This is a genomic window from Pontibacter ummariensis, assembly GCF_900188175.1.
GTDB classification, from domain to species: Bacteria; Bacteroidota; Bacteroidia; order Cytophagales; family Hymenobacteraceae; genus Pontibacter; species Pontibacter ummariensis.
In genome coordinates, this window is sequence record NZ_FZOQ01000004.1 from 88,323 (window position 1) to 100,298 (window position 11,976).

At 50.7% G+C, this 11,976-nt stretch carries 10 protein-coding genes; 9 read left to right on the forward strand and 1 reads right to left on the reverse strand.

Annotation, left to right across the window (positions count from 1 at the left end; translation table 11 throughout):
- Positions 1-120 precede the first annotated feature (120 nt).
- The 5 genes from CHB92_RS05930 (at position 121) to CHB92_RS05950 (ending at position 4,923) form a co-directional block, all read left to right on the forward strand.
- The gene (locus CHB92_RS05930; protein WP_089318270.1) at positions 121-642 is read left to right on the forward strand and encodes a GNAT family N-acetyltransferase; all 522 of its coding nucleotides are present in this window, start codon (positions 121-123) and stop codon (positions 640-642) included.
- Positions 643-728: 86 nt separating this feature from the next.
- The gene (locus tag CHB92_RS05935) at positions 729-1,712 is read left to right on the forward strand and encodes a YpdA family putative bacillithiol disulfide reductase (RefSeq protein ID WP_089318271.1); all 984 of its coding nucleotides are present in this window, start codon (positions 729-731) and stop codon (positions 1,710-1,712) included.
- 100 nt (positions 1,713-1,812) lie between these two features.
- Positions 1,813-2,457: an NAD(P)-dependent oxidoreductase gene (locus tag CHB92_RS05940; RefSeq protein ID WP_089318272.1), complete on the forward strand. Its 645-nt coding sequence runs from the start codon at positions 1,813-1,815 to the stop codon at positions 2,455-2,457.
- A gap of 95 nt (positions 2,458-2,552) precedes the next feature.
- Positions 2,553-3,377, forward strand: coding sequence for a 4,5-DOPA-extradiol-dioxygenase (gene ygiD, locus CHB92_RS05945; protein ID WP_089318273.1), 825 nt, complete (start codon positions 2,553-2,555; stop codon positions 3,375-3,377).
- A 220-nt stretch (positions 3,378-3,597) separates the two neighbouring features.
- A complete protein-coding gene (locus tag CHB92_RS05950) occupies positions 3,598-4,923 on the forward strand; it encodes a DEAD/DEAH box helicase (RefSeq protein ID WP_089318274.1) in 1,326 nt (441 codons plus the stop codon).
- A gap of 446 nt (positions 4,924-5,369) precedes the next feature.
- On the opposite strand, the gene CHB92_RS05955 is transcribed toward CHB92_RS05950, so the two are convergent.
- The gene (locus CHB92_RS05955; protein WP_089318275.1) at positions 5,370-6,269 is read right to left on the reverse strand and encodes a DMT family transporter; all 900 of its coding nucleotides are present in this window, start codon (positions 6,267-6,269) and stop codon (positions 5,370-5,372) included.
- A 70-nt stretch (positions 6,270-6,339) separates the two neighbouring features.
- Between CHB92_RS05955 and CHB92_RS05960 the strand changes: the two genes are divergently transcribed.
- The 4 genes from CHB92_RS05960 to CHB92_RS05975 all read left to right on the forward strand — a co-directional run bounded on the left by CHB92_RS05960 (position 6,340) and on the right by CHB92_RS05975 (position 11,901).
- Entirely contained in the window at positions 6,340-7,494 is a 1,155-nt protein-coding gene (locus CHB92_RS05960; RefSeq protein ID WP_089318276.1) for an AI-2E family transporter, read from the forward strand.
- A gap of 152 nt (positions 7,495-7,646) precedes the next feature.
- On the forward strand, positions 7,647-8,915 hold the full coding sequence (locus CHB92_RS05965; RefSeq protein WP_089318277.1) for a replication-associated recombination protein A: 1,269 nt from the start codon (positions 7,647-7,649) through the stop codon (positions 8,913-8,915).
- Between the two features lie 187 nt (positions 8,916-9,102).
- Positions 9,103-10,866 (forward strand): signal peptide peptidase SppA, encoded by a 1,764-nt coding sequence (gene sppA / locus CHB92_RS05970; RefSeq protein ID WP_089318278.1) that lies wholly within the window; start codon positions 9,103-9,105, stop codon positions 10,864-10,866.
- 222 nt (positions 10,867-11,088) lie between these two features.
- Positions 11,089-11,901 carry a purine-nucleoside phosphorylase gene (locus CHB92_RS05975; RefSeq protein WP_373422644.1) on the forward strand — a complete coding sequence of 271 codons (813 nt, stop codon included), beginning with the start codon at positions 11,089-11,091 and terminating at the stop codon, positions 11,899-11,901.
- The last annotated feature ends 75 nt before the right edge of the window (positions 11,902-11,976 follow it).

Sequence of the window (11,976 nt, forward strand, 5' to 3'; positions counted from 1 at the left end):
AGGTCGGTGTAGAACGGCTGTTGGCTCTGCGCATGCGTTTGATAAGGTCTTTTAAGCGGGCTTTTGTAGTTTTGTGTAGATACACACGTGCAGACGAATTTCGTTTGCCCTAAAAAAGACATGAACAATACCCGGATAACCCCCTGCACTTTAGAGGACATACATACCCTGCAAGACATTGCGATAAACTCCTACGGCGACCATTATCTGTACTTGTGGTACGATGGCGGCATGTGGTACATTGATAAAAGCTTTAGTGAAGCCTCGCTTAAAAAAGAACTGGAAGACCCGAACGCGGCTTTCTTCCTGATATACTCAGATGAGGAACTGGTTGGCTTCCTGAAACTGAACATAGACAAAGCCCTGGAAGGGGAGGAGGTAGCCGACAGCCTGGAACTGGAAAGAATCTACCTGACCAAAGCGGCATCCGGCAAAGGCATTGGCCGGCAGGTAGTAGACTTTACCGTGGCATTTGCCAAAGAGAGGAACAAGCGCATGATCTGGTTGAAGGCTATGGACAGTAGCAAGTCGGTGGACTTTTACGAACAGAACGGCTTTCAGAAGTGTGGCACGTATCGGCTCGATTTCGAGGCCATGAAGCCAGAGTACCGCGGCATGTATGTGCTGAAACGGGAATTGTAGCAACGATAGCAGAAAGTTCTGAAAACTTAGCCTGCCTACTTCGTGTTAGAACAGTTACTATCACATCAGCTTATCAAAAAGCAGCATTGGAGACAATAACATACGACATACTCATCATTGGGGCGGGGCCCATCGGGCTGGCTTGTGGCCTGGAAGCACAGCGGGCAGGGCTTAGCTACCTGATCGTGGAGAAGGGCACGCTGGTAAACTCCCTGTACAACTACCCGATCAACATGACTTTTTTCTCGACCTCCGAAAAGCTGGAGATCGGGGGAATTCCTTTTACCTCTGTGCACCCCAAGCCCAACCGGATGGAGGCCATGGAATATTACCGCCGCGTTGCGGACGCGAAAGACCTGAATGTGCACCTCTTCGAAGAGGTGCAGCAAATGGATCCGCAGGGGGACCTGTATGGAATAAACACGAATAAAGGGAAGTACAAGGCCAGGCATGTGATTATCGCCGTTGGGTTCTACGGAATCCCCAACATGCTGCACATACCAGGAGAGGAACTGCCTAAAGTGCGGCATTACTATTTCGATCCGCATTACTATTACCGTCAGAAAGTAGTGGTGGTGGGGGCAAATAACTCCTCGGCTGATGCTGCCCTGGAGACCTGGCGTAAAGGAGCGGACGTAACCATGGTGGTGCGCCAGCAGGAACTGGGCAGTATTAAGTACTGGACCAAGCCCGACCTGGAGAACCGCATCAAAGAGGGGTCTATTAAATGCTACTTTTCCTCTAACCTGGCAGAGATCAGAGAGCGGGAGGTGGATGTCCAGACACCGGAAGGGAAGGTGACCCTAGAGAATGACTTTGTGCTGGCCATGACGGGCTATCAGCCGGACTTTGGGTTTCTGCAGAAAGTAGGTATTTACCTGTCTCCGGATGAGAAGCGTTACCCGCAGTACGACCCGGAGACAATGGAAACAAACCTACCCAATGTATATCTGGCGGGGGTAATCTGCGGTGGAATGGACACGCACGTGTGGTTTATAGAGAACTCGCGGGAGCATGCCGTAAAAATTGTGCAGCATATTGTGCGCGAACAAAACGTAACCCAAGCGTAGCCTTTACCTTGCTGCTGTAACTTTTTACCCCTGAAAAAGTTAAAGTAGACGACTAATAAAAGCACTTGTAGCTTTTACAGGAGGTAAAGGAAAAGCAATTATGAAAATAGCTATTATTGGAGCCAGTGGTAACATTGGCTCCAGGATCATGCAGGAAGCACTCGCCAGGGGCCATAATGTAACAGCCATCGTCCGGCATCCGGAAAAGGTAGGAAAAGAGAGCGTAAGCCTGACGGTAAAGAGGGGGGATGTAGAAAACGTGGAAGAAACGGCAGCCCTCATCAAAGACCACGATGCTGTAGTAGTATCTTACAGCCCTGGGAGGGGACCTGGCACAGACTATAGTAAGTATGTAACAGTAGCCCAAAAGGTGCTGGAGGCGGCTAAAAAAGCGGGTGTAAAGCGTGTGGTGAACGTAGGCGGTGCCGGTAGTCTTTATACAGAAGGAGGTGTGCAACTAGTGGATACTCCGGAATTTCCAGAGGCCTGGCGAGGAGGCTCTGCTGCCCAGCGGGACTCTCTGAAAGTGTATCAGCAGGAGCAGGAACTGGAGTGGACCTTTTTTTGCCCCGCTGTTATGATCGAGCCAGGGGAGCGGACCGGAAAGTTCCGTTACAATACTGAGCACCCTGTGTATGATGAAAAAGGCGAAAGCAGGATTTCCCGTCAGGATTATGCCGTAGCCCTGCTGAATGAACTGGAAAACCCGCAATATATTCGCCAGCGTTTTACAGTAGGATATTAGCTAATGAATAGCAAAACAAAGGGGGCAGGCTTGGTGAACAACAGGCCTGCCCCCTTTGTTTTGCTGGTACACCTACATGCTTAATTTGCAGCTTCATGAGTAGTTTACAAACCTTACAGAACTTAAACAACAGCTTGCCGAAGTTGCCCTATAAAATGCCGGTGCTGTTTGTAGGGCATGGTAGCCCGATGAATGCCATCGAGGAGAACGAGTTTACAAAGGGCTGGGCACAAATGGCGGAAGGCTTGCCCAAGCCCAGGGCAATTCTTTGCATTTCGGCACACTGGGAGACAAGAGGCACGTATGTGACAGCCATGGAGCAGCCCCGCACCATTCACGACTTTTATGGCTTTCCGCAGGCTTTGTTCGACGTGCAGTATGGTGCCAAGGGCGATCCGCACTTAGCCGAAGAGCTGCGCTTGCTGATCCGGAAAACGGAACTGCAACTCGACCATGAGTGGGGCCTGGATCATGGTACCTGGAGTGTGATCAAGCACATTTACCCAAGTGCAGATGTGCCGGTACTGCAATTAAGCCTGGCTAAAAATCAGGCACCCGCCTGGCACTATGAGCTGGCGAAAGAGCTGTCGACCCTTCGGACCAAAGGTGTGCTGATGATAGGCAGCGGAAATATCATACACAACCTGAGACTGCTCAACTGGCAAAAGCCGGAGGAGGCGTATGACTGGGCCTTGGACCTAAACGAACAAGTGAAGGAGTTCATTTCCGCGGACCAGCATCAGCCCCTGATTGATTATCAACAATTAGGCAAAGCTGCTGCGCTAGCGATACCGTCTCCTGAGCACTACCTGCCACTGCTTTATACCCTGGGCCTGAAAGAAGCGCAGGAGCAGGTTACTTTTATGAATGATCAGCTACAGTTAGGGGCCATCTCCATGACCTCGCTAAAAATAGGATAAGAAGCCAGTAGGAAGGCAACGTTAGGATGTGACGCGGCATTGCTGTACCTTTGCTTTATTCAACATTTGTAGAACTATATTCCGGTTTTATAAGTTGAAGAAGAATACAGGTCGGGAATGGCCCGGGGCATCTACAGCCTCAATATTTGTACAGGTTCCGGCCAATTACCGCTGAAGCAGCACACATGGTGCTGCGCGGTTTCTTTTGAAAAACCAATTAATGACATTCGAGAATCTCAATTTGATAGAGCCTATCCTAAAAGCTCTTAAAACAGAAGGATATACCAAACCAACCCCTATCCAGGAAAAGTCAATTCCACTCATACTTCAGAAAAGAGACCTTTTAGGCTGTGCCCAGACAGGCACGGGCAAAACTGCTGCTTTCTCTATTCCTATCCTGCAACTGCTTTCTGAGAACAAAGGACAGCAGGGGAGAGGAACACGCAAGATAAAGGCCCTTATTCTGACGCCAACACGCGAATTGGCCCTGCAGATCGGGGATAGCCTTGCTGCCTATGGCAAGCATACGGGGTTAAAGCACACCGTTATTTTCGGTGGCGTTTCGCAGCATGCGCAAACACAGGCTTTACGCGAAGGCATAGATATACTGGTGGCAACACCAGGTCGCCTACTGGACCTGATGGCTCAGAAATACGTGCACCTGGACCAGATCGAGATGTTCGTGCTGGACGAGGCAGACCGTATGCTGGACATGGGCTTTGTACACGACGTGAAAAAGGTGTTGAATGTATTGCCCGAGAAAAAGCAGTCTTTGTTCTTCTCGGCTACCATGGCGCCCGAAATTCTGAAGCTGGCCAATACCATTCTGGTAAACCCTGCGCAGGTAGAAGTTACCCCGGTTTCCTCTACAGCCAACACCATCAAGCAGGCGGTGTATTATGTGAAGAAAGCCGATAAGCGCAAGCTGTTGCTGCACCTTTTGAAGGATGGTGAAATTGAGCGCGTATTAGTGTTTACCCGTACCAAGCATGGCGCCGACAGAGTAGCCAAAGACATGACAAAGGCCGGCGTACAGGCAGAGGCGATTCATGGCAATAAATCACAGAATGCCCGCGTACGTGCGTTGGATAACTTTAAAAACAACCAGACACGCGTGCTGGTAGCAACTGATATTGCAGCCCGTGGTATCGATGTGGACGACCTAACGCACGTGATTAACTTTGAGCTGCCAAACGAGCCGGAAACCTATGTACACCGTATTGGTCGAACTGGCCGTGCAGGCGCAACTGGTACGGCGCTGTCGTTCTGCGATGCAGAGGAAACGTCTTACCTGGTAGGCATACAGAAGCTGATCTCTAAGTCAGTACCTGTGATCGACAACCATCCTTATCCGATGACGGCAAAGGACTTTGCCGAAGCGGCCAGCACGATGAAGGAGCAGAAAAAGCAAGGTGGCAGAGGTGGCCGTAGCCGTTGGGGCAACAAGCCTGCAGGCGGTGGCGAAGGCCAGCGCAGCGCCGGGAACCGCAATAGCAGTGGAGGTAACAGAAGTAACAATAGCCGTCCTGCAAAAGCAAGAGTTTAAAGATAAGTACATACAAACAGAAAAAGCTGGCCCTACAAGGCTGGCTTTTTCTGTTTTATAGCTGTTTGATAGGATAAAGTTGTTCTTGCCTTGAGTGAGCTTTCTTAAAATTTTCACTGCTATTGCTCCTAGCTAACCTTCACCTCGCCGGTTGGGTCTTGATTCCTCCTTGATGGTGGTAGGGGGCCTCTTGGAGAATCGAGGACCCTTCCCCCCTCTCACTGAACGCTCATGCAAAAGATAATCAAAGGTGCACTTGGCAAGTTTGTTTGCTCCGTAACATGTATAAGGGTAGCCGAAGTTACTGCTATCTTAGGACAGGACAACATGAAGAAAAAAGGCTATCCCAGTTTTTTCTGGGGGCGCCTTGGCTTATGCCTGAACTAGGGCAATGGGGAAAGAAAGTCGCTTTATGAGCAGGCCCTGGTGGGTAAAGCCGGGGACTTCTATTCCGGGCTACCTACCTGCTGTCGTGTCCGGCTCACCAGGTATACACCGGCAAAAATAAGCAGGGCGTACAAGCCTTTCTGTAGTGTAAACACATCACTGCCCAACCCTACGGCAATAAAGACCGCAAGTATAGGCTGCAGGTAAATATAGGCCCCAACCAGCGAAGGGTTGGCATAACGAAGGGCCCAGGTGTTGAAGAGATAGGTGATAATGGTAACAGCAAAGATCATGAACAGGATAGCCAGCCAGATTGAGACAGGAAAGGAGCTGTAATCCGGCGTTAGTACCTGCGTCCAGCCGAAGGGGATCACGAGTACAGCGCCGACAGCAAAGATGCGGCTAACAATGGTAAAGGCATTGTACTTCTGCATCAGGGGCTTCACGATCACGAGGTAAATACCAAAGGAGGTGGCATTCAGGATGATCAGTAAATCACCGAAGAGATTGCCCGTGGTGCTTTCGCTCCGTGAACTATAGATCAGGAGCATGGCACCTGTGCAGGCTACAGCAATGCCCGCTACCTTGCGCCAGCCCACGCGCTCCCGTAGGAGTATGGCAGAGAAGAGCAGCACGATTACTGGCACGATTACCATCAGCAGGGCGGCATTGATAGGGGCCGTCAGGTTGAGGCCCGCAAAAAAGCAAAGCTGGTTGATGGCAATGCCGGTTATTCCACACAAAATGGAGCGGACGTTATCTGCCCAACCCACTATTTTTTCCTTCACCACCAGTCGTGAAAAGATTCCGAAGAAGAGCGCCGCCGACACTACCCGGATCACGATCAGCCCAAAAGGGCCGACGTAGAAGGGCATTACTTCTTTTGCTATACTGTAATTACTCCCGTAAATCAGGGCTACCAGAAACAAGGCTCCGTGCACCTGTACTTGCTTACTCATGGTACAAAGGTACACGCTTATGCATACGGCTCCGTATAAGAGGGAAAACAAAAAATAAAAGGATAGCTATATGAGTGATTTGCCCTTAACCGTGAGAAGGTCTATAGAAGTAATGGGCTTGTTTTTTCTCGGATGGATCGTTGTGCTGGGAGATGGCTTGCTGGCCCCCCTGCTAATGGCTTTTTTTATCAGCATTATGGTGCTGCCCTTGTACCGCTTCTTCTGTAAAATCCGCTTTCCGGAAGCACTGTCCATCGGTATAAGTATCCTGGCCCTGATCCTGGTGCTAGGGCTCGTCGTCTGGTTCTTTTCCTCGCAGATCCGGGACCTGGTGCGCGACTTTCCCGTCATCCAGCGGAACGTAACCAATCATTTAAACGACCTGAGTGAGTGGGTCGGGTCTATTAGTCCTTACTCCACAGAAGAACAGTTGGACCTGATACGCGAACAGAGCAACAGGTTGCTCAGCTACGTTGGCGGTCTGCTGAGCAGTGCCGCGCTCTCGTTAACGTCTGTGCTGGTTTTCCTGGGCTTGTTGCCCATTTACATCTTCCTGCTGCTGTTCTATAAGAACCTGCTGCTGCGCTTTGTATTCCTGTGGTTCCAACCCAAAAACCACAAGCGGGTGAGAGACGCCTTGCGCGAAATGGAGCTGATCATCAAAAGCTACTTATTCGGCCTGCTCATCCAGGTGAGCTACATGACGGTGCTGCTGGGCGGTATCCTTCTGATCATTGGCATCAAACATGCCTTGCTCATTGGGCTTATCTTCGCCTTCCTGAACCTTATCCCCTACGTGGGCGCCCTGCTGGGGAACATCATCGGCGTACTCATTACCCTTGCGTCCTCTGCAGAGCTGTGGCCAATTTTCGTGGTATTGGGTACGATTGCCGCCGTACAGTTCCTGGACAACAACATCCTGATGCCACGCATTGTAGGCTCTAAGGTGAAAATTAACGCTTTGGCCGCAATTGTCGGGGTATTGGTGGGTGGAGAGATAGCGGGCATACCAGGTATGTTCCTGTCGCTGCCTATTATTGCCGTGCTAAAAGTTATTTTTGACCGTAGCGAGCGCTTTAAGCAGTGGGGTGTTTTGTTTGGCGATGAGCGGCCGGAGCATAGCCCTATGCACTATCCGGTTCTGCGGCAGAAAGACTGTACGGTGGACAACTACCTGAAGCGCGAAAACAATGTAGAACCGCCAAGAGAAGATAACAAGCCATAAACCTATTTTTTAGGGGAGGCGGAAACGGCCTGCCCTAAAAAATAGGTTTACTCTGAAGTATCTCCTGTGTTAGGTAGGGTACTACTGGGTTCCGGTCTTTCCTCGCAAATTCGTAGCTTTGTCTTATACCGACACCGGAGATAGTAGAGCAGATGAATCACCCGAATATACCTTTGGCCGAGCGCATGCGGCCGCACAACTTAGACCAGTATTACGGACAGAAGCACTTGGTAGGGCCAAACGGCATCCTGCGCCGCTACATAGAGGGGGGCGTGATACCGAGCATGATCCTGTGGGGGCCTCCGGGCGTAGGCAAAACCACCTTGGCCAATATTATTGCTAACCAGATGAAGGTGCCTTTCGTGGCGCTGAGTGCGATCAACTCGGGCGTGAAAGACATCCGCGAGGTGATCGACCAAGCCAAGAAGCGACAGGGCATGGTGCTGTTCATCGACGAGATCCATCGTTTTAATAAATCACAGCAGGACGCGCTGCTGGGGGCTGTGGAGAAGGGAATTGTGACGTTGGTGGGCGCCACTACCGAAAACCCTTCCTTCGAAGTCATCTCAGCCTTGCTCTCGCGCTGTCAGGTATACATCCTGAAGCACCTGACCAAAGACGAACTGATTGAGCTGGTAGACAAAGCCCTGGAGCAGGATGAGTGGATGCAATACCGTCAGGTACGGGTGGAGGAATATGAGGCCCTGCTGACGATTTCCGGGGGGGACGCCCGTAAACTGCTAAACCTGCTGGAGATCGTGGCTGAAGGGGTGAAAGGCGATGTGGTAGTTGTGACAAACGAGTTAGTAAAACAGGTGGCGCAGCAGAACATTGTGATGTACGACAAATCCGGGGAGATGCACTACGACCTGGTATCAGCCTTTATCAAGTCTATCCGCGGCTCGGATCCCAACGCTGCTGTTTACTGGCTTGCCCGCATGATAGAGGGCGGCGAAGACCCCAAATTTATTGCCCGGCGTTTGCTTATTGCCGCGTCTGAGGATATTGGCCTGGCCAACTCCAATGCCCTGCTCATGGCGACCTCCTGTTTTCAGGCGGTGCAGATGATCGGCTACCCGGAGGCAGAGATAATCCTGTCGCAGTGTACGGTGTACCTGGCTACCTCCCCCAAAAGCAATGCCTCCTACAAAGCCATAAAGCAGGCCCGCGCCCTGGTGCAGCAAACGGGTAACCTGCCCGTGCCCTTGCACATCCGAAATGCCCCTACCAAGCTGATGAAAGAGATAGGCTATGGCAATAATTACAAATATGCGCACGATTACGAAGGCAATTTCGTGCAGCAGGAGTTTATGCCGCAGGAGTTAAGCAGCACCGCCTTTTACCAGCCCGGCCAGAACGCCCGCGAAAACGACATGCGCAAACAACTACAGGCGCAGTGGGGCAAAAAGTACGGGTATTAGGAAAGTTAAATTCCAGAGTTATTGTCTAAACTTTGATTTTTTGTACAAGAACGGCACAGTTTTTAGTCTATAAAAAGGCAAGGTTAGTCGAGAAGGCCATGAGCAGGTGAACTTTAAACACTATTTTTGCCCTTATAACAGGGCATAGCCTTCCTAATTTTAAATAGACCATTTTAACCATATACAAATGCTGAACTTTCTGAAATATGTGTTAGCCACGATTGTAGGCATGCTCATATTCTCTTTTGTAGGAGTGCTGTTGCTGATCGGGATTGCGGCCGCTGCCGGTTCTTCCGATGAAGTAACGGTTTCCTCCGGCTCTGTTCTGGAGCTGAAGTTGAATAAGCCCATTACCGAACGAGACCCGGACAACCCCTTGGCCGAACTAGGATTTTCCTTCGGCTCTCTGTCCAGCTCAGACGGTTTGGACCAGATCAAAGCTTCTATTCGCCGGGCTAAGAACGACGAGAACGTTAAAGGCATCTTCCTGAACATGACCTTCGTGGATGCTGGCTTAGGGAAGCTGGAAGAGATACGTAACGAACTCATCGACTTTAAGGAGTCCGGCAAGTTTGTTGTTTCTTACGCGGATGTTTCCACGGAGAAGGCGTATTACCTGGCTTCTGTAGCAGACAAAATTTACCTGAACCCGATGGGAACGGTTGAGTTTAATGGCATGAGCTCTGAGATGTTCTTCTTTAAGCGCTTACTGGATAAACTGAACATAGAGGCACAGATCTTTAAAGTAGGTACTTACAAAAGCGCAGTAGAGCCCTTCTTCCTGGAGAAAGCCAGTGAGGCCAATCGGGAGCAGCTTAACTCTTTCCTTAACTCGATCAACAACTACCAGCTAAAGCAGATTGCCGAATCTAGAGGCATTGCACCTGACGTGCTGGAAGACGTGCAGGACAACCTACTGGTTCGGGATCCGGAGGACGCCAAAAAGTACAAGCTTATCACTGATGTAGGGTACTTCGACGAGGCGATACGCTTCATGAAAGACGAAGTAGGCCTGAATGAGGAAGATAAGCTGGAGCTGGTGCAGCTGGATAAGTATAAGAAGGTGAAAGGCGTAGGGGAGATCAGTACCTCCAAGAACCGGGTAGCGGTGATTTATGCTGAAGGTGATATTGTAGACGGCGAGGGCGAAAACGATAACATCGGCGGTCGCAGATTTGCTGATGCCGTACGCGAGGCGCGTTTGGATGACGATGTAAAAGCCATTGTACTGCGCATTAGCTCACCGGGCGGAAGTGCCCTGGCCTCAGACGTTATCTGGCGCGAAATTCAGTTGGCGAAGAAAGTGAAGCCGGTCATCGCCTCTATGTCGGATGTGGCGGCCTCTGGCGGCTATTATATCGCCATGGCCTGTGATACGATCGTGGCGCACCCGAACACCATCACCGGTAGCATTGGCGTATTCGGGGTGATCCCGAACATACAGGGCTTCCTGAACGAGACCATGGGCATTACGGTAGACCACGTGGGCACAGGCAAGTTCTCAGATATGCCTACCATTACCCGCCCTATGACACAGGAAGAGCAGCAGATCATGCAGCACCAGATCAATCAGGTGTATGAGACCTTCACGAGCAAGGCAGCTCAAGGCCGTAACATGACGCAGGACCAGCTGAAAGAGTATGCCTCTGGCCGTGTTTGGTCTGGTATAGAGGCCAAGCAACGTAACCTGGTGGATACCTACGGTGGCTTAGAAGAAGCGATTGCCATTGCAGCAGCTAAAGCGGGCGTAGAAGATGATTACCGCCTGAAGGAATTGCCAAAGCGTAAGTCTCTGTTCGACGAGATGTTCAACAACATGGGCGCTCAGACAAAGGAACAGGCTATAAAAGCAGAGTTAGGGCAGTTTTATCCTTACTACAAGCTGTATAAGAAGGTACAGAACCTGCAAGGCGTACAGGCACGCATGCCTTACGAATTGAACCTGTATTAATACATAAAGGCAGAGCCTCTTGGAAAGTGGCGACAGGAAAGGTTCCTGTCGCCACTTTTTGTTTTACAGGCCGTCCTTTTTCGTAATTTTGGAGGGCTGGCTACGTAAACACCTGAAAAGGGCTGTTGCTATCAATACATTCGTATGCTGAAAGCTTAGAGCACTCAGCAGGCTGGCCACAAGGAAAACACACAATCGCTTATTTAAAATCAGAAAACTATGATGCAGCTCTTACAGGACTCAACACGATATATACAGGATAAAACAGGGGGCTTTGCGCCTGAGTTCGGAATTATTCTGGGCACAGGCTTAGGGGCGCTTGTAAACGAAATAGAAGTAAAGCATTCGCTCTCTTACGCTGATATTCCGAGTTTCCCGGTGTCCACTGTGGAGAGCCACTCGGGTAAACTAATCTTTGGCCAGCTGGCTGGGCGCAACGTGGTGGTGATGCAGGGGCGTTTCCACTATTACGAGGGGTATACCATGGACGAGGTGGTATTCCCGGTGCGTGTGATGAAGTTGCTGGGAGTAAAGAAACTGATCGTGTCTAATGCTGCGGGTGGTTTGAACCCAAGGTTCAACACCAGCGACCTGATGGTGATCACAGACCACATCAACCTGCAGCCAAGCAATCCTTTGATCGGTAAAAACCTGGATGAGTTAGGCCCTCGCTTCCCGGACATGAGTGAGGTGTACGACGAAGGCATGATTCGCCAGGCAATGATTATTGCCGAAGAGGCTGACTTTGACTTAAGCGAAGGGGTGTATGCAAGTGTGCCGGGCCCGATGCTCGAAACGAAGGCGGAGTACCATTATCTGAGCGTGATTGGGGCGGATGCCGTGGGCATGTCTACCGTACCGGAAGTGATCGCTGCCCGCCATATGGGCATGCCTGTCTTTGCCTTATCCGTCATCACAGACATGTGCACTCCAGACAGGATTAAGAAAGTCGTACTGGCAGAGATATTGGAAGCCGCGGCCATTGCCGAGCCTCGCATGACCATGCTGATCCGGGAACTGATCCGACAGCAGTAGGGGACATGATTTAAACCGAGAGGCCGCAGTTGATTGTTCAGCTGCGGCCTCTTGGTTATAGGAGCGCTCGGTTTG